This window comes from Pseudomonas sp. JV449 (assembly GCF_032424295.1).
Taxonomy (GTDB): domain Bacteria; phylum Pseudomonadota; class Gammaproteobacteria; order Pseudomonadales; family Pseudomonadaceae; genus Aquipseudomonas; species Aquipseudomonas marginalis.
In genome coordinates this window covers 130,762-154,672 of record NZ_VYKD01000003.1, presented here as the reverse complement: position 1 = coordinate 154,672, position 23,911 = coordinate 130,762, and the positions used below count along the sequence as shown (strand labels likewise).

18 protein-coding genes and 1 pseudogene are annotated in these 23,911 nt (G+C 56.8%); 10 read left to right on the top strand and 9 right to left on the bottom strand.

Annotation, left to right across the window (positions count from 1 at the left end):
* The first annotated feature begins 854 nt into the window (after window positions 1–854).
* The 3 genes from F6S08_RS02140 to F6S08_RS02130 all read left to right on the top strand — a co-directional run bounded on the left by F6S08_RS02140 (window position 855) and on the right by F6S08_RS02130 (window position 3,001).
* Window positions 855–1,835 carry an integrase domain-containing protein gene (locus tag F6S08_RS02140; RefSeq protein WP_315871222.1) on the top strand — a complete coding sequence of 327 codons (981 nt, stop codon included), beginning with the start codon at window positions 855–857 and terminating at the stop codon, window positions 1,833–1,835.
* Complete coding sequence (locus tag F6S08_RS02135) at window positions 1,832–2,107, top strand: hypothetical protein (RefSeq protein WP_315871221.1); 276 nt, start codon at window positions 1,832–1,834, stop codon at window positions 2,105–2,107. The genes F6S08_RS02140 and F6S08_RS02135 overlap by 4 nt, the downstream gene beginning before the upstream one ends.
* A 285-nt stretch (window positions 2,108–2,392) precedes the next feature.
* Window positions 2,393–3,001, top strand: coding sequence for a sce7726 family protein (locus F6S08_RS02130; protein WP_315871220.1), 609 nt, complete (start codon window positions 2,393–2,395; stop codon window positions 2,999–3,001).
* Here the strand turns inward: F6S08_RS02130 and F6S08_RS02125 are convergent.
* The 3 genes from F6S08_RS02125 to F6S08_RS02115 are packed head-to-tail and all read right to left on the bottom strand — an operon-like array spanning window position 2,990 to window position 5,199.
* Complete coding sequence (locus F6S08_RS02125; protein ID WP_103399722.1) at window positions 2,990–4,063, bottom strand: beta family protein; 1,074 nt, start codon at window positions 4,061–4,063, stop codon at window positions 2,990–2,992. The genes F6S08_RS02130 and F6S08_RS02125 overlap by 12 nt on opposite strands.
* Window positions 4,050–4,616 carry an ImmA/IrrE family metallo-endopeptidase gene (locus tag F6S08_RS02120; protein ID WP_103399721.1) on the bottom strand — a complete coding sequence of 189 codons (567 nt, stop codon included), beginning with the start codon at window positions 4,614–4,616 and terminating at the stop codon, window positions 4,050–4,052. The genes F6S08_RS02125 and F6S08_RS02120 overlap by 14 nt, the downstream gene beginning before the upstream one ends.
* A gap of 10 nt (window positions 4,617–4,626) precedes the next feature.
* The gene (locus F6S08_RS02115) at window positions 4,627–5,199 is read right to left on the bottom strand and encodes a hypothetical protein (protein WP_315871219.1); all 573 of its coding nucleotides are present in this window, start codon (window positions 5,197–5,199) and stop codon (window positions 4,627–4,629) included.
* A gap of 141 nt (window positions 5,200–5,340) precedes the next feature.
* Here F6S08_RS02115 and F6S08_RS02110 point away from each other — a divergent pair, with 141 nt between their 5' ends.
* Window positions 5,341–6,429 carry a hypothetical protein gene (locus tag F6S08_RS02110; RefSeq protein WP_315871218.1) on the top strand — a complete coding sequence of 363 codons (1,089 nt, stop codon included), beginning with the start codon at window positions 5,341–5,343 and terminating at the stop codon, window positions 6,427–6,429.
* 912 nt (window positions 6,430–7,341) lie between these two features.
* Here the strand turns inward: F6S08_RS02110 and F6S08_RS02100 are convergent.
* Window positions 7,342–7,602, bottom strand: coding sequence for a DUF6429 family protein (locus tag F6S08_RS02100; RefSeq protein ID WP_065925781.1), 261 nt, complete (start codon window positions 7,600–7,602; stop codon window positions 7,342–7,344).
* A 69-nt stretch (window positions 7,603–7,671) separates the two neighbouring features.
* Window positions 7,672–7,969: pseudogene (locus F6S08_RS02095) on the bottom strand (transposase); the annotation flags it as partial.
* A gap of 103 nt (window positions 7,970–8,072) precedes the next feature.
* Between F6S08_RS02095 and F6S08_RS02090 the strand changes: the two are divergent.
* From F6S08_RS02090 to F6S08_RS02070, 5 genes are all read left to right on the top strand, one after another.
* Entirely contained in the window at window positions 8,073–8,579 is a 507-nt protein-coding gene (locus tag F6S08_RS02090; protein WP_137211672.1) for a sigma-70 family RNA polymerase sigma factor, read from the top strand.
* Complete coding sequence (locus F6S08_RS02085) at window positions 8,576–9,538, top strand: FecR domain-containing protein (RefSeq protein ID WP_315871217.1); 963 nt, start codon at window positions 8,576–8,578, stop codon at window positions 9,536–9,538. Before F6S08_RS02090 ends, F6S08_RS02085 begins: the two co-directional genes overlap by 4 nt.
* Window positions 9,539–9,636: 98 nt before the next feature.
* Window positions 9,637–12,060, top strand: a complete 2,424-nt coding sequence (locus F6S08_RS02080) for a TonB-dependent siderophore receptor (protein ID WP_315871216.1) — start codon at window positions 9,637–9,639, stop codon at window positions 12,058–12,060.
* A 564-nt stretch (window positions 12,061–12,624) separates the two neighbouring features.
* Window positions 12,625–12,909, top strand: coding sequence for a DUF3077 domain-containing protein (locus F6S08_RS02075; protein WP_315871215.1), 285 nt, complete (start codon window positions 12,625–12,627; stop codon window positions 12,907–12,909).
* A 204-nt stretch (window positions 12,910–13,113) separates the two neighbouring features.
* Window positions 13,114–15,243 (top strand): M48 family metallopeptidase, encoded by a 2,130-nt coding sequence (locus F6S08_RS02070; protein ID WP_315871214.1) that lies wholly within the window; start codon window positions 13,114–13,116, stop codon window positions 15,241–15,243.
* 73 nt (window positions 15,244–15,316) lie between these two features.
* On the opposite strand, the gene F6S08_RS02065 is transcribed toward F6S08_RS02070, so the two are convergent.
* The gene (locus tag F6S08_RS02065; RefSeq protein WP_027605121.1) at window positions 15,317–16,633 is read right to left on the bottom strand and encodes an OprD family porin; all 1,317 of its coding nucleotides are present in this window, start codon (window positions 16,631–16,633) and stop codon (window positions 15,317–15,319) included.
* Between the two features lie 408 nt (window positions 16,634–17,041).
* Here F6S08_RS02065 and F6S08_RS02060 point away from each other — a divergent pair, with 408 nt between their 5' ends.
* Window positions 17,042–19,129, top strand: coding sequence for a TonB-dependent siderophore receptor (locus F6S08_RS02060; RefSeq protein WP_315871213.1), 2,088 nt, complete (start codon window positions 17,042–17,044; stop codon window positions 19,127–19,129).
* Window positions 19,130–19,200: 71 nt separating this feature from the next.
* On the opposite strand, the gene F6S08_RS02055 is transcribed toward F6S08_RS02060, so the two are convergent.
* The 3 genes from F6S08_RS02055 to F6S08_RS02045 all read right to left on the bottom strand — a co-directional run bounded on the left by F6S08_RS02055 (window position 19,201) and on the right by F6S08_RS02045 (window position 23,779).
* Window positions 19,201–19,416 (bottom strand): hypothetical protein, encoded by a 216-nt coding sequence (locus tag F6S08_RS02055; RefSeq protein ID WP_141156493.1) that lies wholly within the window; start codon window positions 19,414–19,416, stop codon window positions 19,201–19,203.
* Between the two features lie 234 nt (window positions 19,417–19,650).
* Complete coding sequence (gene aguA, locus F6S08_RS02050) at window positions 19,651–20,757, bottom strand: agmatine deiminase (protein ID WP_065925790.1); 1,107 nt, start codon at window positions 20,755–20,757, stop codon at window positions 19,651–19,653.
* A 121-nt stretch (window positions 20,758–20,878) separates the two neighbouring features.
* Window positions 20,879–23,779 (bottom strand): aminotransferase, encoded by a 2,901-nt coding sequence (locus F6S08_RS02045; protein WP_315871212.1) that lies wholly within the window; start codon window positions 23,777–23,779, stop codon window positions 20,879–20,881.
* Window positions 23,780–23,911 lie beyond the last annotated feature (132 nt).

Sequence of the window (23,911 nt, the reverse complement as noted above, 5' to 3'; positions counted from 1 at the left end):
CTGCAAAGCCGCCCGGCTTGGATGGACCTCACTTAAAAAATCTAAAGCCCACGCAACTGTCTGTGGAAAACCACTGATTTCCACCGGTGGATAATTTCATCCACAGCCGCAGAACTCCCGAAAATTCGAGCCTTGACCCGAATTATCCACAGGCGTAGAAAAGATCGGGCAAAGCGCTGTCGTTGACAGCAACCCAGGTAGCCAGAACCTTTAAGGCTACGCCACACCGTGGTGGTTCTCCCAAAGTGCGATTAGCGTCCGGCGGCTCGCACGGTCACAGCGATGTGATGGATGCCTACTTTTACCAGCGTGCCCACTGCGGCAACTCATTCCCTTTCATAGCTGCCCTGCAGCAATCTATCCGTTTGGCCATTTCATTGCGCCAACCTGCGCCCGTCTCTTTCTCCCGGAAAGAGACGGGCGCTCCAACCGCTGCTGCAGCCCAACTCGTACAAGGCTTTGCGGCATTCCCCCTCGTGACAATCGGCGTGACAAACACCGAAAGTTCACCAGCAACAGCGATGCAGATGATGGTGCCGCAGCCCAAGGAATGGACTGCACCTGACTGACAGTCAGGCATGCCCCGGTCATCGCATCACTGCCTTCACCCGACTCAGGATCTCGCGGCGCCGGTCTCGTCAGCCAGTGCAGTCTCCACCCGCCCACTTCTTCGGAAGTGTTCAGGAGACCAGGTCATGAGGTGCCCAAGCTCCCGGTCGTAAAGAGCCGTCAGTCCCGCGTCAGTGGACAACCCTCACAGGTCGCAGGGGCCTTGATCCCTGATAACACTCAGCATTCTTGGCGGGATGACGTGGGGATGGTTTTAAAAGTTTGGCTTCGAGAGGCGTTTAATCATGGCATTGGTAGGCAGACGGGATGGGCGGAATTTTGGCTATGGCCGGCAACTGAGCTATGCCGGACCGCAAGCGCTGCGCGACCTGTTTGGCGGCGGGCATTACGGCACGGTCAAGGCGCACGGTGATCGTTGGCAGGCGTTTGTACGCTGGTGTCGGTCGGAGGAAGGACCGGGGTTTAACGATGCGCGGCAGATTAATTGGCAGACCTTGCTGGACTACGCCGGATATCTGCGCCAACAAGTTGAACAAGGTGAGCTGGCCATCGCCACTGCGCAAAACCGGTTGTCCAGTGTGAATCGGACCATGGCCGCGCTTCGCGGTGATCAGTATGTGAAAGTGCCGAGCCCGAGCAAGGCGCTAGGTATGCGACGCACCAGTGTTCGTCGCTCGGTGCCGCAAGGCCAAGACCGCGAACACGTGAGGCGAATCGTCGAAGTGCTCTGCGAACACCAAATGCAACGCGCCGCGGCCATCGCGCAGTTGGCGCGAGCCACCGGCATGCGCTTACGCGAGGCTATTTTGGCCGACCTACCGCGTTTAAAACGTGAGGCAGAGCAATACGGCAAGATCAATATCCAGGAAGGCACCAAAGGTGGCCGTTCAGGAGCCTCAGCCCCTCGATGGATAACGATGGATGAGCACATCCACGACGCACTGGCATTCGCCCTTCAAGTCTCGCCCGACGGTAGCCGCAATCTGTTGGCACCAAATGAAAGCTACCGAAACTTCCTACAGGCTGCCGTACGCCCCGCACGAGATATCCTCCATCAGCACAGCGTCAAAGGATTCCACGAATTGCGCGCAGCCTATGCGTGCGAACGCTATGAGCAAATTAGCCAGTACCTCGCGCCCATCAACGGCGGCAACTGCTACAGCCTTGAGCAAAACCTTGATCAAGAGGTACGAGCACAAATCAGCTATGAACTGGGGCATGGCCGTATCGACGTAGTATCGGCTTACATCGATGGTCGAGAATGAGCCAGCCAATCGATATTGAGCTGTTTCTGATGGGTGTACTGACAGGGTCGCATTCCACGCGCCAGCGTCACCTTCGCCAAGCGAAAGTCATTCAAGTAGCAATATCCAATCGCGGGCACATAGACAATCCATGGGCTTGGCAGCGAAAACATTTGGCATGGTTTCTGAGTCAACATTTGAACCAACACGCAGAGTCGACACGCTATTACTATTTGTTGACCACACATTTGCTCACCCTTCGCTTAGGAAAATCTTGGGAGTTTAAACGTTAGGCAACATTCAGAGACCGGCAAAAAGCCATCACTCAGATACATCTACAAAACTACGGACAATTCAATCCTAGCTATGCAGGAGAACTACTTGTAGCATTGCTATGCGATGGAAGCGATGAAGAGTGGCGGGTGTTGAAGCGTCAATTCAAGGCTGCGTTAGCACCCTGAACAGATAAAGATCATGACACCTTAAAGTTATAAACTGTTACTCAAATATACCGTCGAGGCTAGACTAAAAACACTAGAAAAAAGCTAACAACAGTAATTTAAAGGCTTGTCAACCCAATGAAAGAACTAGAAATAAAACGTGCACTCTTAGAGCATCTAATAAATGATAGCACCACAGAAGCTATCTCTACTGAGTTCCCTTTCCATTTTGGGCGTCGGAGAGCGGATCTTATTTGCGTCCAGGAAGGAGAGGTGTTTGGGTATGAGATAAAGTCAGCCTACGACAGAATTGATAGACTGCCTGTGCAGCTAGAATCATATGAACAACTTTTTGATTATGTATACGTAGTCTGCGACAAAAAACATCTAGCCTCCATTAGAAAACTTGCACCAGAAAAAGTAGGAATTTATATTTGCTCCGAGGAGGGAGTAAGGCGAGTCCGAGCAGCAAGACTAATAAGGAAATTTGACACCTTAATAACGTTAGACGCACTCCCAATAGAGAGCTTACGAAAAGAGTTCAAGCTGTCGGGAAAATCAAAATTTGAACTTTGCACCAAGATAAAATCAGCGCACAAAAAAGAAAATATAAAAAAAGCATTCAGAAAATACATCGTTGATAGGTATGGCTCTCGGACCATTACATTCCAAAATGAGATAACAGCCATAGTAACATTGGACGACGTATTTTCCTTAAGCTTACCAGCTAACAAGTTAGGCGCTTAAGATCTTTACTCTTCGAGTCATATAGTTGCAAGCACGAACAGAAATCCAAAATGAAGGACTGATTCCAGAAGGACTCCCTATCGCCGCACTATTTATCTCATCATCTCCCCAAGTACCATTATCCACAAAGTCTGAGTCAGCAATAACTTTTTTTGCGCACCAGATATAAGAACCGCTTTCACGGCGTTTCCGGTAGTAGAAAAACTTACTGTCAGTACAGAAATCTATACGCGGCACAAATGTGCCACCACGCATTTCAGTTTGGTTAATATTAATTGATGCGTAGTCACCAAACTGTAAGTCAGGTCGATTTTTTTTCAACTGAAGGTATAGGCCATGCTCGAATATATCAAAATCTCCATATTCGTCCCCCACCCCTTCATTTTTCACTTGCTGGGGGAATGACCCTGATATACATACAACCTTTTCCAGCCAGTTTTCACTATCGTCCATCTCTGCAATAATTTCAAAGGTGCTCTGATAACTTTGTGCGACAGCCCCGATTGAGCTCTTCTTTACTATATCGCGTATACACCCATCATCTATCAGAACATAAAGTTTTGACTCACCCAAAACAGAAACTATTGGATCTAGTATTTCACTATATTCTTCCTCCTCCAATCCAGTTGGGAGACGAAGAGCCATTTTAGGATACTTATGCGCAACCGCTCGAACAAAGCTTTGGGCCTCATCCAAATCTTCATCATCTTCTAAGTTAATATGAATAACTGGGACTATAGAAAGATCATCATGTGCTTCTAGCCATTCTCTCCAGAAACGATATCCGTCATCTGGCGACAATATACTTTCAATCTGAGAGTTAGTCTGCTTAGGATCGGTGGCAACATCCAATATAAATGGCAGGCCATTCTGAATTCCACGAATCTGATCCAGACGCTTGACAATATCTCCAAGAGAATTTTTCTTGGTTATTCTCGATTTTGTAATTTCATATATTGGAAGTATTTTCTCGCGAGATACCTTATCAACGGAGGAAATTGCCCTAAGCTCTGCATCTTTTGTTTTTAATACGGGAAAATATATGAAGTTACTCCAATCCATGCCCTTTCATCCCTAATGATTTAGCTCGAACTCTGACGGCCAATGTCGAGACTTTAAAATATTGAGCAACTGCTTCGATGCTTCCGCTAAAAAGTTTGACACGATCTCTAAACAAGCTTTCCGGCATGAGCAACTCACCTGCGAAACGGTTGGCCTCAACCTCCATTGCATTACTATCGCCGTTCCTGAAGAAGTTTTGATCCACGAACTTTAATTGCTGAGATCTGTGCCGAGCAAAATGCGCAAGTTCATGCGCCACAGTGAATCTTTGCCGATTTGGATGATGTAACGCATTCACCCTTATTAGCCAGTCTCTCCCATTTTCAGAAAGGCTAAGAGAACCTGAAACTTCATCATCCATAGGGACGCATAAGAACTTTATCCCTAACGCACTTACTAACGCATGAACATCCAAGGGAGAAGTGTCTATGCCCTCTCGCCTAGCCAGTTCTAGCATTTGAGCCACAGTAAGCTTATCCTCCCCCCTAGCCTCTAAGGCGGGACTACCAATCTTACCAACTTGCGGCTTTGCGCTTTTACGGATGAAAGCCATATTTCCCTACCTAATCACCGATTTTTTCGGTGCCTTTTACACAATCTTCTGAACTATCCAAATCAGCTAGCCGATTACTTATTACGATTATAGCATCTTCGCTTGCTTTCATCCTAACGTCGTGATCATCAAGCTCATCCCATACATCGCCGTAGGTCAAATTAATTTTCACAACTTCTTTTTTGGCCTTCTTCTGCACAAGCTTGGTAAAGTCGCCACTTCGTGAAAAATCATTAAACTGTTCTACAGACGCCCTTATAACCTCAGCCCTGGAAGAACTTTTAACTACAACGAAAGCAATAACCAATATTGCAGCATTCAAAGCAATTAGTAAACTGACGATAGTTTGGTAGAAAGAGACCTGCATAGACCATAGACTATCCACCGTGACAATAGATTTCTCTTTTATCATCCGCTCAATTATAACTTGCTCGTACTCACCTAGCTCTTTAAAGTCTTTGACCGGTACAAACTGAGTATGGCTGATTAATATTTCGCTAATCGGCGAAAAATGAATAATCGCCAACGCAAAGACAAGCGCAATGGTGGTAGAAAGAAGCGTCGCAGCTATAAATTTTTTCATTTTATCGTTACATCTTCCATGAGCGACGGTCTCGTGAGTCTGAAAAATCTATCCTGGTCAACACCCAGCTAAAGTTCTCATGGCTTTTGGGCGTCGAACTTGATCAATCTAGCGATGGCATTTTGATCCTACGGATCAGACATGGCTGTGTCCAGAGCACAGTTTTCTGTTGAGCGCCCACCCCTTCTGATTCTGACGCTTTTGGGAATCGCCCACATTTCTGTAAACGGCTTTGATGATGCCTTTCCCCTGCCCATGACCACTGTAAACAGTCATAATTCAGGGAGTGTGGCATTCTGCTTCTATCTAAAAAAGGGAATGGCAATGGGAAGTCTTGTTTTCGAGCTTCGGGCAGATGCCTGTGATGACAATGTCAATATTCTGAGCCTTCTCCGTAAGGCGCGAGTCGTATCGGCACTGCTGAAGGTGCAGACCATCAGCGCGTGGCTGGAGCATGAGATGGAAGGCTACGAGCTACTGGATGACATTCCGGACTATCGCAAGATAACCGGCCGGGTCATTTATAGGCATCCGAGGCACGGAAGCATTCCAGTAGATGTGGGTCACGCGGAGCTTCAGGGGCTCATGTCGCAAATGGCAATGAATAACCCGCTGAGCCAGCTTCAAGAGTTCACAACGGAGCCGAACAGGGGTCGCACGTTAGGCCTGGCATTCGGGCCTGAGCAATGTAATGAACTGCGGTCTCTATTGCAGACCCCGACCTCAGAATTCATGCTTGAGATTCCTCTGAACCTCATTGATCGAATCGTCTCTTCTGTTCGAAACAGGATCGTCGATTTTGCCGTGGAACTCGAAGCTCAGGGTATTTTGGGAGAGGACGCAACCTTCACAAGAGAGGAGAAACTCGTGGCGAGTCAGAACAATTACAACATCACCATCGGAACCATGAACGGATCTCAAATTCAGCAAGCCACCAATGGCTCTACTCAGACGTATAACCAAACCACGGATCTCGAAGGTCTATCTACGTTTGTTGAGAGCTTGCTTCCAGTCATTGGCCAGATGAATAGCTCAGTAGAGCGCGAACAGCTCAGGAGTGATTTGGAGACCGTTCGCAGTCAGATAAAGGCTCCAACCCCCAGGCTCGGCATAATCCGCGAAAGCCTACACTCGGTTAGAACTATTCTCGAAGGTACAGCGGGCAACGTGCTCGCAGCACAGTACCTGCCTCTACTAGCTCCTCTCCTAGCTGGTCTTCCGCTTTCATGATCTAGTGGAGGCACGCCTCCACCGCCTCTCCACAATCTTCAATTAATCGCCCTCCCATCTGTAATGCACGCACTGATAAAAGCGTGCTAATGCGATATGAATTCCGGATTCGATTCCACTTAGAGCCATAACTAGCTGATTTATTTATAGTTACTGGTTGGGGTACGCCGAATTTTCCAGCGAACTCCAGACGCCCGGAAAACCTAGTCTCAGCGAAACATACCGTTCGTCTGGTGCCGCACCATACAAAACAAAGCCCTCACAGAAATGTGAGGGCTTTGTTGTTTCTGGGTTGATACAACCCAGTCGCTCGCCTGTAAATCCTTCCCCAAACCGACAAACCGCTATTGGTGGCCGACTACCAGCCGAAGCATAACGTCCGCATACCATGTACACAGCGCATACAGAACACGTGTGGAACAACGTTAATGGCAGCTCTCCCGTTCTGTCTTTCCGAGTAAAGCCCGAACTTGTCAGCGAGTTGGATCAACTGGCGCGGGCGACCGACCGAGATCGTCAATCCCCCCTGCAGCGGGCTTTGAGCCGCTACGTGACCGCTGAGTGCTGGCATTTAAAGCCGTGCAGGAAGACATTGCAGATACTGATACCGGCAACGCCACTGATTGGGAATTGGGGGACGCAGCCGTCTTCCACATTCTCAACAGCCTGGGAATGCTGGAGCGTTCCCTCATGCAGGGAAAGCGTCTCCAGTACTCGATTGCCGGGAGCTGGTTATCACTGCGTATCCGTATCGAGCGACCTCTAGTTTGCAAGGTGACCGCGAAGCGCACCACAGCACCAAGCCCCGTAACTCGGGGCTTGGTGCTATTTGGCGTTTGAATGAATATCGGCAACTGCAAGAAAACAAGGTCGATCCATAAACCCAACCGATCGTATGGCCGTGGTATGAAGTCAGGTATCCAAGTCGGATTCATGCTCCACTTGAGTTCTTACCCCAAATAACCGGTCGGCTATCTGCCGGCCTCGCTCCAGCCCTTCAGCCGTCAACCAAATCGATTTGTTCTTGTTCACCGGATTACTGATGAAACCATGTTCATGCAATCGGTTCATGGTCTCGAAGTCGAACCCTTTCCAAGCATTGCCGTTATCAAAACTGAAGGTTGCCAACAGGGCAAGCACGGCTTCTTCAATCAGTTTATCGTCGTATTCCATGATCGTTGCTCCGCTCGTGTTCTTTGAACTCACCGTAAACCCCACCAGCCATCAAGATGAATAGCGCGCTTAACTATGCGTCATCGGCGAGCAGTTCCAGGACAGTAAAGCTTCGTAATCCTCAACCGAAGAAGTCGTCAAGTGCGTGGCGCAGCCACGCATAGGGCTCTTGGCCGTTGGCTTTAGCCGTCTCGACCAAACTGTAAAGTTGAGCGCTGCCCGTCGCGCCTTTGAGCGTGTCGCTGAACAGCCAATTCTTGCGCCCGATCACGAAGGGCCGGATCGCACGCTCGGCGGCGTTGTTGTCGATCGGCAAGTAACCGGCTTCGGTGTAGCGCACCCACTTGCTCCCGTTGTTGCTCAGATATGGACGTAGAATTCCACCCCATCAAACAGGTGTAAACACTGTACAACCATGCGCCCGATCAATACGATGAGAAGCATTATCATTCACGCAGTGCGAGCCTCACATGCAGGATGCCAGCCCAACATCGTCCGTCGAACAGTTGTACGAGAATCATCACGGCTGGTTGCAGGGCTGGCTGAACCGGCGGTTGGGGCACAGTGCCGATGCCGAGGATCTGGCCCACGACACGTTCATCCGTGTGCTGCGCGCCCCTCAGCAGGTGCGCGAGTTGCGCCAGCCCATGGCGTTTCTCGCGGCGATTGCCAATGGACTGCTGGTCAATCGCTGGCGCCGCCAGGAGATCGAGCGGGCTTATCTTGAAGCGTTGGCTGCTCGGCCCGAAGGGGGGGAATCGTCACCCGAGGACCGGTATCTGGTGATCGAAACCTTGTTGCAACTCGACTCGCTGCTGATTGGGCTCTCTGAGCGCATACGGCAGATTTTCTTCATGTCTCAGCTCGACGGCCTGACGTATTCGCAGATCGCTGCGCAGTTGGGTTTGACTGTGGCTCAAGTGCAACGGGCCATGGGCAAGGCATTCAGTGTTTGCTATGCGAGCCGTTTCGAATGAGGGCCGAGATTAATCCGCAGGTGCGCGATATCGCCATTGATTGGCTTGTCAGGACGCAGTCCGGGCTTATGAGTGCGCCTGATCTGGAAGCATTGCGGTGTTGGCGCGAGGCGAGCGATGAGCATGAGCAGGCCTGGCAGCGTGTCGCCAGCTTGCCGCTGTTGCAGCAGCCCGGAGCGAATCTTTTGCGCGATGCCACCGCGCGCAGGGCACTGGCGTCGGCTGGGCCGGACATGCAGAAACGTCGGCAGTTACTCAAGCGCCTGTTGGTCCTTGGTGCGGTTGGCACAGTTGCCTGGCAAGGCGCGGGTTCCACGCCAGTGCGCGCCGCGCTGGCGAGCCACCGCACAGGAACAGGCGAGCGTCACCAGTGGGCCCTGGTTGATGGCAGCTCGCTATGGCTGAACACGGCCAGTACGGTGAACCTGGATTTTAATGACCAGGTGCGGCGCATACAGATGATAGAGGGCGAGCTGGCCTTGAATGTGCGAGCAGAATCGCGCCCGCTGCAGTTGATCACGCCGGACGCGATCCTGCAGAGCCGCGATGCGCAGTTGCAAGTGCGCCATGACCGGCAGGGCACGCAGGTCACCGTCATGGGCGGCCAGGTGCAGGTGCACTCACGCGGCCAGCCAACGTCCTCTTCACTTGAGGCCGGATGGCAGGCACGGGTGGATCGCCTGGGTATCGGCGTACCGAGCCGCCCCGACCTGCTGGTCGCCCAAGCCTGGCTGCGCGGGATTCTGCCGGCGGATCGCCTGCGCCTGGATGCCTTGGTGGCGGAACTCTCACGTTATCGCCCCGGTGTTTTACGTTGTCATGAGCAGGTCTCAGGGTTACGCCTCACAGGCAGTTTTTCGCTGGATGACACCGATGCAGCCTTGACCCTGGTAGCGCGCACGCTACCGGTGCGAATCGAGCGCATGACGCGGTATTGGGTCTCGATCGTGCCCGCCTGAAATATTTTTTCCGCTGCACGATAGTTTTTTCGTACTCGCTTGGCCTATAGGGATCACCCACCCGCCAGAGGTGGGTCTTGACCCCTTAGGAGCCTCGTATGACTTCACCTTCCCGCGCCCTGCGTGCCCGTACGCTTGGACTGTTGTTGCTCAGCGTGCAACCGCTTTGCAGCCTTCCAGTCTTTGCCGCGGGTAGTTCGCAGCATTACAGCATCGACGCTGGCCCCCTGGATTCTGCGCTGTCACGTTTCGGCGCACAGGCGGGGATTACCATGGCGGGCAGCTCAACGCTGACGGCCGGCAAGAAAACCCAGGGGCTGCAAGGCGATTTCAGTACTGAGGCCGGCCTGGCGCAGCTCTTGCTCGGCTCTGGGCTGACCTATGAGCGCCAGGACGACGGTAGCCTGCTGCTGGTACCGAGCAACGGCGACGTGCTGGAGCTAGCGCCGACCGCCATCAGTGGCACCGCATACGACACCTCGTTAGGCCGCAACGATGGCCTGGTCGCCAGCCGGACCATGAGTGCCAACAAGACCGATACGTCGATCATGGAAACGCCGCAATCGATCAGCGTGGTCACCCGTAAGCAAATCGATGCCCAGCAGCCACAAAGCATCGGGCAGGTGCTGCGCTACACCGCCGGGGTCAATGGTGAAGCCAACGGTGTCGATACCCGGCGCGACACGATTAGTATTCGTGGCTTTGACGCGACGACTGGCGGTGGTATCTATCGCGATGGCCTGCGCCAGTACAGCTTTGCCAACCAGAGCCGTGCCGTGGGTGAAGTCTATGGGCTGGAGCGCGTGGAAGTGCTGCGCGGGCCATCGTCGGTGCTCTACGGTCAAAGCTCACCGGGCGGCATGGTCAACGTGATCAGCAAGCGTCCCACCGATGAGCCGCTGCATGAACTGGTGGCGCAGGCAGGCAGTTTTGATCGCAAGCAATTGGCTGCGGACTTCGGCGGGCCGCTTAGCGAGGACGGCGTCTTGACTTATCGCCTCACCGGGCTGTGGCGAGACAGCGGTACGCAAATCGACTACGCCCGTGATGACCGTCAATTCATCGCCCCGGCAATCAGTTGGCGCCCCTCGGACGACACCTCGCTGACGGTGCTGGCGTCCTTTCAAAAAGACCGCAATGTGCTGGGCTACTACGCGTTGCCACGGGTCGGCACCCTCGACAGCTCGCGTTACGGACGGATCGCTACGGATCGTTTTGTCGGCGACCCTGACTTCGACAAATATGATGTAGAACAGTGGTCACTGGGGTATCAGTTTGAACATCACCTCAATGATATCTGGACATTCCGCCAGAACGCCCGTTACAGCCGTTCCTACCAGGAACAGCGCACGATTTACCAATACGGCCTGGATGACGACCAGCGCACCGTGGGCCGCTTCGGTTATCTGGGCCACGAAAAGGTGAAGAATGCGCTGCTCGATAACCACTTCCAGGCCCAGTGGAACGCCGGCCGTTTCGAACATACAACGCTGGTCGGCATCGATTTGCAACACGCCATTACCAACCAGTTGGGGGGTGGCAACGTGGTTGATCCCCTGGATGTGTATGCGCCGGTCTATCACGAGGATTACAGCGACCTGGACGCTTTTTACGACATCAACCAGCGTCGTCAGCTTGACCAGGCGGGGGTGTATCTCTCGGAACAGCTCAAATTCGACGAACATTGGGTCTTCAACCTGGGCGGTCGCCAAGACTGGGCACGCTCGAAAACGGTCCATTACTCCACCGATACGGCGGCAGACCTCAAGCAGCGCGATCACGCCTTCACGTGGCGGACCGGTGTGATGTACCTGGCAGACAACGGCCTGGCGCCCTACGCGAGCTATTCGGAGTCGTTTTTCCCTAACATCACGGCGGTGGCGCGTGACGGCAGTGCCTTCGAACCCGAAACCGGTCGCCAGTATGAAGTCGGGATCAAATTCCAACCCAAGGGCAGTGACAGCTACGTGACCGTCTCGCTGTTCGACCTGACGCGGCAAAACGTACTGACTGCCGATCCTGCCAACAATCGTTTCTCGGTGGCGACCGGAGAAATCCAGTCGCGCGGTATCGAACTGGAAAGCAAGGCGCAGGTGTCCGATGCGCTGGAGTTGATGGCCAACTACAGCTATTCACACCTTGAAATTACCCGCAGCAATACGGCCGATGAGAAAGGCAATCAACCTGGCAATACCCCTGAACAACTGGCCTCGCTCTGGTCGCAATACACCATTCAGGGCGGCGCGCTATCGGGCTTGGCGATAGGGGGAGGAGTACGCTATGTCGGCAAGAGCTATATCGACTCGCAAAACAGCGAAGGCATTCCCCACTACACGCTGTTTGACGCCAGCCTGAGCTACGACCTGGGCAAGCTGTCTTCATCCTATGCAGGGGCGAAGCTGGCGCTCAATGCGTCCAACCTGACCGACGAAACCTATGTGTCCCAGTGCGGTTACACCGGCGACAGCTGCAAATACGGGTATCGCCGAAATGTGACCGGGTCGGTGAGTTACAACTGGTAAGCACCCCCTTGGCGACCGAATCGGCACGTAGCGCAATTGCCAGACAAAACCGCTTTAGTACTCGATATTTCAACAGCGTCGTCCGATAGAGGGCGTTGACAGCGGACTGCTTTCGGCAGCCTGCTGCCTGCTGCCACGGCAGCTTTTGGCGGATTCCTGCCTATTCTCTACGGAAGGGATGATCGACAACGTTCGAATTCAGGAGGTTTACCATTCGTTAATGGCATCAACGCCCGGTCGCTACCTTTAAGGAATAACTGAAAAATCAATCGATCTATTTTCCCGATTGCTCCTCACCGCTCACCACGCTAACCTCCCCCCGTCGCTGCCAATTCAGCGATCGGGCCTGAGAACCCGGCAAGATGCAGGCGCACCAAGCGCCCCCAACACCCGATTTTGAAGGCGTTTTTTTTCGCCTGAAAATTCGTGCAATGGCGGCTGTGCGTGGGAGACCTTCGGGTCTGCCGGGTTCCTGTATCTCCGGTTTCTCAGCCTGCGCACAGCTGCCACCCATTCGCCTGAGAACGAACGTGGTAGCTCTCACTCGATAGGGGAGTTTTACCAATGAACGCTCCAAATCCCTCTGCGTTAACCACCCTCGGCGTCACCCCGTTCTCCTTTCACTCCGACCAACCTCTGTTCCGCGTCAACAGCGGTGTTTCCCTGCATGAAGCCTTGCATCACGTTTCCGACTTGCCCCACGTTGCCAAGCTCCTCGCCGAAGATGCAGCGATGACGAAGCAGACGGACCGTCATGACTGGGCATCGCATTACTTGCAGGAGATGAGCAAGGCGGTGATTGATGATGGGGTGAAGGTGTTGGAGTCGCCTGGGAATACCGGGCTGTAAGTAGGGCTGTGAAGCGGCCCCAAAACCAGGCGCTTAGTTTTAACAGAAAAATCTCAGTGTCTTTATTGGGGCTGCTGCGCAGCCCGGCGCGGGGCAAGCCCGCTCACCACAGAGTGGTGTGCCCGCATTTGAGAGTGGTGTAGATACCCAGGGGCGTTTTTTTCGGTATAAACCTGAACATCCCTGCGTTGTGAACGGACTCCCATGAACGCTCTCAAACTGATCTGCCTCCTCATCGTTTTCCCGCTGTTGCTGGCCGCCCTCGGTGGCTGGGAGCGTCAGCGTGCTGACGAAACCACCACGGCGCTGGTCGATTACCACATCACGGTGACTATCGCTAAACAGCAACTCCAAGCGCTGGCGGCGAAGGAGCCGGCGGCGATGGTCGATCTGGTCGATGAAAAAATCAGCGTGCAAATGGCCCTCTCGCGCCTGGCAAAAATCGAAGCCGAACTGCCCATCGCCCACCGCGTGAACGGTGCGATGCGGGTCCTGACGCCGTGGGTGATGGGCTTGGGGCTGTTGGCGACGTTGATTGGTACGGCTGCGTTGGCAGGTACGTACTGGGCCGGACGGCGGGCACGGCAATCACGGGAGAGGTTAGTGCAGGTGTTCTCTCTGGGCAGCCGCCTGTTGCCCTACGTGCTGGTGGGCCATGTGGTGGCGGTGGCGGCGGCCGTCGCGTTGGCGTTGAGTTTCGAAGGCTTGGGGATGTGGCATATCGGCCGGCTGGGCAGTGGCGAAGTCAAGCTGATGGCGGTGCTGGGGGTGATCGCGGCGTTCTGTGTGTATTCGATCTGGCAGTTGCTCAGACAGCTGCGCCCTATGCTGGGGATGTTCAAGCCCGAGCCGCTGGAGATGTTCGGCCAGGTGGTGACGCCCGCGCTGGCTCCAGGGTTGTGGCGCCATGTGGACGAGCTGGCGGGTCGGCTCGGTGCGCTGCCACCGGACCACATCGTGGTGAGCCTGGCCCAGGGCTTTTACGTGACCTCCAGCGCGGCCACTGTGCAACCGGCGAATACTTTGCTGCAGGGGCGCACCTTGCATGTGCCGTTGCTGTATCTGGGCCTGCTGAGCCGTGAAGAAATCAGCGCGGTGATCGGCCATGAGCTGGCGCACTTTGTGGGGCAGGACACGGAATACAGCCTGCGCTTTTTGCCGATCTACGATGGGGTCAATCGCAGCCTGGAGGCGCTGCTGCAAACCCTGCTGGGCAGCGATTTGATCCAAGGCTGGCTGATGCGCCCGTCGTTGCTGTTCGGGGTGTTTTTCATGCAGCGTTTCGATCACGCGGTTAACCACTGGAGCCGTGAGCGCGAATTGCTGGCGGACGCTGCCGGCGCGCAGTTGGTGGGCCCTGAGGCGGCGGCTTCGGCGTTGTTGCGGATGTCGGTGTTGCAGCCGCACGTTGATGATGCACTGTTGGCGTTGTGTGAGGCAGGCACGGCTACAGACCTGCCCGACGCCGTGTTCACGAGCTTGCGTGAGTGTGAACTGCAACCATCAGCCGAAGCCCTGGAGATTCATCAACCCCATCCCACCGACTCCCCCCCCTCCAATGGCGAACGCCTGCAGGCGCTGCACGTGCCACTGGACGATACCCTGCGCGGCGCCACCCGCGAGGTGGATAGCGACGTAGCGAATGCGCAGATGGATGCCTATTTCAGCGCACACCAGGCACTGCGCGAGCAGCTGTCTCGCGACGTGATGGACATGGCCGTGTCGGAGAACAGCGCGCACACCCAACTGCTGGAAACCTTGGCCGCTTCGGCCGAGGGTGAGCGCAGCCTGCATGAAGGCGGCCAATGGCGCGGGGTACTGATGGCGGTGTCGGGCCTGCCCTTTGTGCTGGCGGCCCTGTTTATCCTGAGTCGAGTCTGGCTCGCCCCGGAGCGTTTGAAAGGCACGCCGCTGTCGGCAGTCGGCGCGGGCGCGTGCCTGGGCCTTATCGGGCTGGGCCTGCTGTGGCTGGGCATCCGTCGATTCAAGCGCGCGCCGCAGACCGCGTTGCGCCTGACACCGGAGCATTTTGTGTTCAATAACCTGGCGCAACCGCTGCCCATCGAACATATCGAGGAGATCACGTTGCAGTTTGTCCAAGGCATCTGGGTAACCGTCCAACTGACGCCCGAGGCGCCGTTACCCGTAACGCGCAAGACCGCGTTCGGTGTACCCGACGTGCGGGTCAACAAGAAGAAACGCCAGGTACTGCTGCTGATGGCACAGCTGTGTATCGACAATAAAAAGATCGAACCCTATGAGGGGTTGTCCTTGATGCTCGACTACAGGAATGCGGCGTTGGCGCGCAAGATTTTGCAGAGCCACGAGGACTGATGCACCCCCATAAAAAAACCCCGAACCAGTCGGGGTTTTTTATCGCCTGGAATCAGGCGCGACGTGTGATCACTTAGAAAACGTTGATCGGGTAGTCGGCGAACAGACGGATTTCGTTACCGCCTACGTTGTACTTGTCGGCATTGCTGGAAACGCGCAACCAGGACGCACGAGCACGCAGGCTCAGGTCTTTGGCCGGGCCGCTTTGGACGACGTATTTGAACTGGTTGAAGATCTCGCGCTCGGTGCCATTGCCACGGTTGGAACCGTCGTCAATGTTGGTGCCGCGCACGTAGGCCACGTTGTAGGTCAGGCCAGGCACGCCGAAGGTGCTGAAGTCCAGGCCGTAGCCGGCCTGCCAGGAGCGCTCGTCCTTGCCGTTGAAGTCGGACCAGTAGGAGTTGGCCAGCAGGATGGTGTTGCCACCGTCGCCGATGCCGCCAGCGTTGCGGTAGCCGCCGTACAGGTAGCCGGTGTCGCCCGTGCTGCGCTGGTGAGCGACGGTGAAGCTGTGCGGGCCGACAGCCCATGTGGCGCCCAGGCTCCAGATCTTGTTGTCGCGAGCGTCTTCGCTGCCTTGGTTTTCCAGGGCGAAGCTCTTGTCCAGCTTGGTCTTGTAGCCATTGAAGTCAAAGGTCAGCGACTGTTTCTCTGGCAGGGCCAGCACGTAGTTGACGTTGACGTATTGCTTCTTCAGCACGTCTTGCATGTCGGAGGCGTACAGCGCGGCCGACAGGTTTTCGGTGAATTTGTAGCTGCCACCGACGTAGTCGATGCTTTTCAGACGGCCGCTGTCGGTACCTTCGGCGCTCTTGCGAGCTTCCTTGGTGAAGTGACCGGCGTCGAGTTGCAGGCCGGCGATCTCTTTGGAGACGATCGACGTACCCGTGAACGTTTCGGACAGCAGACGGGAGTTGTCGTAGGCCAGGACCGGAACGTTAGGGAACTGATCACCGTACTTGAGCACCGTGTTGGAGACGCGGAACTTGACCGCTGCGCCGCCTTTGGCCAGGTCGTGTGGTGCCGAGCCAGGGTTTGCCGAGCCATCTGGGTTAGTGGTGCCATTACCCTGCTTGAAGAAGTCGATCCCCCCCGCGCCGGCGCGACCTTGGCCACCGTCCAGACGGATAGCATATTGGCCGATCACGTCCACACCCACACCGACAGTGCCTTGGGTGAAGCCGGACTCGAACTTGCCGATGAAGCCTTGGCCCCATTCGGCTTTGTCTTGCTTGCCGTTTTTGTAGTCGCGGCTGATGTAGGCGTTACGGGCCGCGATGTTCAGGTGGCTGTCTTCAACAAAACCCTTGGATTGCTCCTGGTCGTTTGCCATTGCTGTCGATGCGCTCAAAATCCCCAGAGCGATCAGACTCATCCGTTGCTTCAACATTTTTTGTATTCCTTATTACGGGTTGAGTACGCGCGATGACACCAGGCTCCATGTCGCTTTTCTGGTGTCGACTTTTCCGAAAAAAGAAGGCCCGCGGACGACTGAACATGCCGCGGGCCTTTTCTTATTGGATGAGTCATGGCTGTTAGCCACAGGCGTTGGGCGCAATCCTAGTCGCGCGTTGAACTATGTGTCAATTTCGTGAATCGTCTGTATTTAGGCGAAATAATTCTAAGCAAAGGCCTACTGCCTTTCTGAAAACGACCAGATTCTGTCTTTAACGACCCATGAAACACATCTCGTAACATATTTCAAAGCCGATACGTTTGGTAATGGATAACGCGCGCAAATGCAAAGCATTACCATTAGCGTGCTTTTTCCTGCCAAACCCTTTGGATGCATTCCACCATGCCTGCCCTTCGCCTGACGCCCATGACCCTTGGGCTTTCTGTTCTGCTGTCTGCCGGTTTTGCCTGTGCGGCCACCACCTTGCCCGAAACCTCGATCAGCGCCGAAGCTGACGAAGACGACCCGCGCGTCAAGGAAACCAGCACCGCGACCCGCACCGCCACACCGGTACGGTATGTGCCCCAGGCCATCGACTCGGTGAAGACCGAAAGCCTGCGCGCCTACGGCACCAACGACCTGGGCCAGGCCTTGAGCGGCATCCCCAACGTCAGCAGCGGCGCCGACACGCGCTTCGACAGTCTGCGCATCCGTGGTTTCGACGCGAGCAACGACTTCTACCTCGATGGCATTCGCGACGACAGCCAGTACGTGCGCGACCTGCACAACATCGAGCGCATCGAAGTGCTCAAAGGCCCGGCAGCCGTGCTTTACGGGCGAGGCGGCCAGGGCGGGATCGTCAACCGCGTGAGCAAACTGCCAACGGCCGGGCGCAAGTCGAGCATCGAGGCCCAGGGCGGCAGCAACGATTTGCGCAGTGTGTATGCCGACCTGAGCACCGACCCCACCGACAACATCAGCCTGCGTCTGAACATGGGCAACCAGGACAACAACAGCTTCCGCGACGGCGTCAGCGGCAATCGCCAACTGTTCGCGCCGTCCATGAGCTGGCAGCTCACCCCGGATCTCAATTGGCTGGTGCAATACGAATACAGCCTCTACAACCGCACGCCGGATCGCGGCATCCCCGGCGTCAACGGCCGCCCCGCCGACGTCAGTCGCAGCACCACCTACGGCGACAGCCGCGATTACATCGACGACAAGACCCAGTCCCTACGCTCCAAGCTGGCCTACGAACTCAACGACAACTGGCAACTGCGCCAGACCCTCGGCGTGTTCAAGCTCGACAGCGATTTCGACAACACCTACCAGACCGCCTATGTTGCCTCGACCAATCGGGTGACGCGCCAACGCTGGCAGCAAGACCTGACCACCTTCAACGTCTTCAACAACGTCGAGCTGGAAGGAGGCTTCAGCACCTTCGGCCTGGAACACCGCCTGCTCACCGGCGTGGAGCTGGGCAGCCAGCGCCGCGATCCAAAGCTGTACACCGCCACTGCTGTGAACCGCGGTGGCCAGGCCGTGCCAGCCCTGGACCTCAACCAGCCCAACCGTCGCCTGAGCCACACCGGGCGCATGAGCGTATCGAGTAACAACCACACCGAAGTCGAAAGCCGCGCCCTGTATGTGCAAGACCAACTGCGCCTGAACGACCAGTGGCAAGTGCTGGCCGGCCTGCGTTACGACCGTTTCGAAGTGGACACCAAAAACAAACTGCTCAATACCCAACAAGACGTCAAAAGCCACAGCACCAGCCCGCGCTTTGGCCTGGTGTGGACGCCCCTGGAACACCACTCGTTCTATGCCTCGTGGAGCAAGACCTTCTCACCGGCCGGTGGCGGCCTGATCGGCATCACCCCGAACGCCGCCGGCAGCGTCAACGACCTGAGCCCCGAGCTGACCAAGCAAAAAGAGATCGGGGTGAAAAGCGACTGGCTCGACGATCGCCTGAGCACCACCCTGGCGGTGTACGAACTGGAACTCTACAACCGCCGCACCAGCGACCCGCTGGACCGCACCATTACCCTGCTCAGCGGCCTGCAGCGCTCGCGCGGCGTGGAGCTGACAGCCACCGGCAAGATCGTCGGCAACTGGTCTGTACGCGGTGGTGTCGGCCTGCAGGATGCCAAGGTCGAGAAGGACAACAACGGTTTTGAAGGCAAGCGCGTCAGCGACGTGGCCAAGCGCAATGCAAGCCTGTTTGTCACCTGGAAACCGGAGATGGGCTGGTATGCGGAAACCGGTTTGACCCTGGTCGGCGACCGCTACGCCGACAGCCTCAACACCGTGGTGCTGCCGGGTTATGGCAGTTGGGATGCGTTGGTCGGGTTCCGGCAGAAAGAATGGGATGTGCGCGCGGCGCTGAACAACATCGCCGACAAGACCTACTACGAATCGGCGACCAGTGTGGCGCAGATTCAGCCGGGCGATCCGCGTAACCTGGTGGTGACGGGCACTTATAGCTTCTAAACGTAAACCCCCTTCTTATCGCAGCTGCCGAGTGCAAGCGAGGCAGCTGCGATGAAGCCAAGGCCATTTCGTTAGTTACTCATCAACTCGCACAACGCGTGCATTTCATCCTCGCTGAACAACCCCACCGGGTAGCGTTCACTCATCACACTGCGCAAATCCGGCTGCTGCCTGACTTGTCGCGAGCCGTTTTCCTTCAACCAGAGCCCCAGCGCATGGATCGCGTCACCGTCAACCCGCGAAGGGTGGAAGGTGCGCGTGTACATCGGGTTGATATTGGCATTCATTTCGGCGCTCTCTCCTGCTGCGTGAGCGGCTAACTTACTCAAGGTTTATGACAGAACTGTGCGGTCATCACCCTGGGACACTGGGGCAACACCGATACAAGAGCTATGCCAATGTCGCGTGTTTATAGGTGGGCGGACACAAAAAAGCCCACGACCGTGATGGGCCGTGGGCTTGCTGTAGAGGCCGAAACCGAGGAGCGCCCGGCTGCCGGAAAGGCGTTGTTACAACCGCACTCAGTTTTTATGCGGGGCCGGCTGTTGTTGGGTCAGGCAATGGATATTACCGCCACCCAGTAACAGTTCACGGCCCGGCACCATCACCACTTCGTGCTGCGGGAACAGGTTCTGCAGGATAGCCTTGGCTTCAGCGTCCAACGGGTCGTCGAAACTTGGCGCGATGATGCCGCCGTTGACGATCAGGAAGTTGACGTAGGAACCCGCCAACCGCACGGTCGGATTGCGTTCCTGTGTGCCGTCCACGGGGTCGACCCCTGCGCACTCTTCCTCAGTGGCATACAACGGCCCCGGGATCGGCATTTTATGCACTGTGAACGAGCGCCCCTGGGCGTCGGTGCTGCTTTGCAGGACGGCCATGGCGGCGTGGCAACGTCCGTAGTTCGGGTCTTGCGGGTCGTCGGTCCAGGCCAGCAATACTTCGCCCGGGCGCACGTAGCAGCAGAAGTTATCCACATGACCGTCGGTTTCGTCGTTGAACAGGCCGTCCGGCAGCCAGATGATCTTATCCACAGCCAGGTTGGCGCTGAGCACCGCTTCGATTTCGGCACGGTCGAGGTGCGGATTACGGTTGCGATTGAGCAGGCACTCTTCGGTGGTGATCAGGGTGCCTTCGCCGTCGACGTGGATCGAGCCGCCTTCCAGCACGAAACCCTCTGTGCGGTAACGCGGCGCGCGCTCGATTTCGAGGATCTTGCCGCCCACCTGCGAGTCGCGGTTCCACGGCGAATACAGGCCACCGTCAAAACCGCCCCAGGCGTTGAAATCCCAGTTCACGCCGCGCACTTCGCCACGGTCGTTGATCACGAACGTCGGGCCGGTATCGCGCACCCAGGCGTCATCGCTGGACATTTCCACCACACGGATATTCGGCACGTCCAGGCGGGCGCGGGCGTTTTCGTACTGGCCGGCGGAAACCGCAACGGTCACCGGCTCAAAACGTGCGATGGCCTTGGCCACGGCCACGTGAGCAGCCTGCGCGGGCTTGCCGCCCAGGCGCCAGTTGTCCGGGCGCTCGGGCCACACCATCCAGGTTTGGGTCTGTGGCGCCCATTCGGCGGGCATGTGGAAGCCATCGGCGCGGGGGGTGCTGTGCAGGGTGGTCATGGCGATCAGGACTCCGAATGGGGTAAAGGCCGACTTTATAACGGATAAAAATCGGCTTTAAAAGCGAGCAGACAGCCTGGATGAAAAATATGACAGCCAATCACCGATAACAATCGATTATTTACAGTTGCTCATCCAGCACCTTCGACAGCATGTCGACAAAGAAGTCCACGCTACGTTTGGAGGTCACCATCGGCGGCTTGATCTTGAGGATGTTCAAATAATCGCCAGTCGGCTGCATGAAAATCCCCAACTCCCGCAAGCGATCACACAACAGGGTGGTCTCTTCGGTGGCGGGCTCCAGGGTTTGCCGGTCACGCACCAACTCCAGGCCCAGATAGAAACCGGAACCGTGAACCGCGCCCACCAGGGGATGACGGTCGATCAGCGCTTCCAGCCGGGCCTTGAAATGCCCGCCGACCACCTGGGCGTTTTCCCACAGCTTTTCTTCTTCCATCACATCCAGCACCGCCATGCCGATCCGGCAACTCACCGGGCTGCCCCCCGACGACGAGAAGAAATACCCCTCGGCCTCCAATGCCTCGGCGATCTCGCGACGGGTGATCACCGCGCCAAGTGGCTGACCGTTGCCCATGCCCTTGGCCATGGTGATGATGTCGGGCACCACGCCCTGCTCTTCGAAGCCCCAGAAAAAGTGCCCCATGCGGCCGTAGCCGACCTGCACTTCATCGGCGATGCACACGCCGCCCTGGGCCCGCACCAACCCGTACACCTGCTGCAAGTAACCCGGCGGCAGGGAGATGCCGCCGGCGTTGCCGTACACCGGTTCACAGATAAACCCGGCCAGTTGGCGCTTGCTCGCAGCGATTTTCGCCAGGTTATGTTCCACGCTTCGTACGTAGTCCGGCGCACTGTCCTGCCCGCGGAATTCACCACGATAGGTGTTCGGCGCGGTAACCGGGTGGACCCACTCCGGGCGGCTGCTCAAGGCCTGGGGATTGTCCGCAATCGAGGTGGACACTGCATCCGCCGCCACCGACCAGCCGTGATAGGCCTCCAGCACACTGAGCATGTCGCGCCCGCCGCTGTAGGCCCAGGCCAGGCGGATGGCCAGGTCGTTGGCCTCGGTGCCGCTGTTGACCAGGAACACCCGATCCATGCCCGCCGGCGCCAGCGCCAGCAAGCGCTCGGAAAACTCGGCAATGGCGGCATAGTGAAACCGCGAGTTGGTATTGAGCAGCGACCATTGCCGCGCCGCGACCGCCGCCATGCGCGGGTGGCCGTGACCCAGTACGGCAACGTTATTGAGCATGTCCAGGTAGGAGCGGCCCTGCATATCGATCAGGTGGTTGCGCCAGCCGCGCTCGATGCGTGGCGGGTCGACGTAATAGTGCTTCTGCGAGCGGGCAAAACTGGCGTCACGCCGGGCCAGCAGGGCGTGGGGGTCGAGTTCCGGTTCGGCATCGCAGGCCAGTCCCAGTAATGCCGCGGGCGAGGGGCACAAGGCTTGCCAGGCCAAGGCCCGGGACGGTGTACAAAACAGCGGCGGTTCGAGGTCGGCACGGCACAGTTGCACGGTCAGCGGTCCATGGACCTCACCGAGAACCTGCCCCTCCACCAGCAATGAACCGTGCTTCAACCGGGTGTCCACGCCCCACAACCGCACGCTCAGCTCCACCCCTTGCACGCTCACAAGGCCATCGGCGTCCTGATGCAGCGTTCCGGCAAAAGGCGCCTCCAACACCGTGCCATGGGGCAGATGCAGCTCTACGTGGAGGGGGAAAGTCTGCGGTTCGGTGGCACTGTCCGGGCAGGTGCGCGACAGCCGATATTGGCCATAACGACTTGCCGCCAGCCCATGCACGGCCACCGCCTGATCCAGCAGTTGCCGATCAATGCCGGGCAGTTCCCAATTGCCGGCTTCGAAATGCGGGCTGAGCACACCCAAATCGATCAGCGCGAACTCACGCCCCACCAGGCCCGGTAGCAACGGCGCGAAGTCCTGGCTGGCAATCGACGGCAGCGTCTCACCGACACTGCCGAGAATCGCAGCCTCCATCAGCTCAAACGGCACCGACGTCGCCACATGAAAAATTTCCCACTCGTGTTCGGCGTTTTTCAACAGGTAAGTGTTGTCCGGATCCAGGCGCTGCTGCTGTTCGCTGCTTAATACCAACACTGCCGCACGGGCGACGATCAGCGGCCACAACGCCTGCAACTCCTCGCGCTGCAGTGGGGTCACGGCATGGCAGGCCCGGACCGCCGGCAGGATGGCAAACGGGTCGCCCTCGGCATGGTGCAACAGGGCAGCGCAGGTCACCGACAGGTCGGCAATCCGCCAGGTGTGCACCAGGTCGCCGAAATCGATGACGCCTTGCAGTTGCCAGTGCCGTTGCGCATCGCGCTGCCACACCACGTTGTCATCGGTGATGTCCATGTGCACCGCTTGCCAGGGCAGGCGGTCGGCCAGGGAGCGAATGCGCTGTTCAACCTGCTCGGCCACCTGTTCCAGCGCGGCGCGCTGGGGCAGGTTTTCCAGGGTGGCCAACAGATGGGTGATCAGTTCCCGGGCATGGCGCGGGTCCCATTGCAGGGTACGGTCCAATCCAGGGTGGGAGAAATCCGCCAGCGCCAGGCTCATGCGCCCGCACAGGTCGCCGAAGCCTGCGATCACGTCGCGCCCCAAATGCGGCAGATGGGTCAACGGCTGGCCGTCGAGATAGTCCAGCAGCCGCAGGTGCAGGGGCTGGCCATCGACCGTCACGCTCAACAGCTCTTCACCGCTCAGGGCCTTGATGACCTTGGGCACCCGCACGGCCTGCAGGGTGTCGAGGGCCGCGTGCTGGGCCTGCAGCTCAATCGCCGCATAGTCGCCCCGGCAGATCTTCAGAACAAACCGGCCGCGAGTGCTGTCGACTTTGTAATTGAGGTCTTGCTGGCTGCCCAGTGATTGCAGGGTGCCCGTGAGGCCGTAGTGCTGCTCGAGCAATTGCGCTGCCTGGTCGGGGCCTACTTGCGGGCAGGGTAGATTGGCGCGATGGATCAACGTAGCAAGCAGCATGGGCGTGGCCTCGTTTTTTTCAGGGGTGTATATCGCCATTGTTCAGGTGAGTTAGGCAACCCCCCCTACGCATACCGCGCTTGCGCCTATCTTCCGCACAACTCAAGCTATGCTTCATTCGCTTAATGTCCG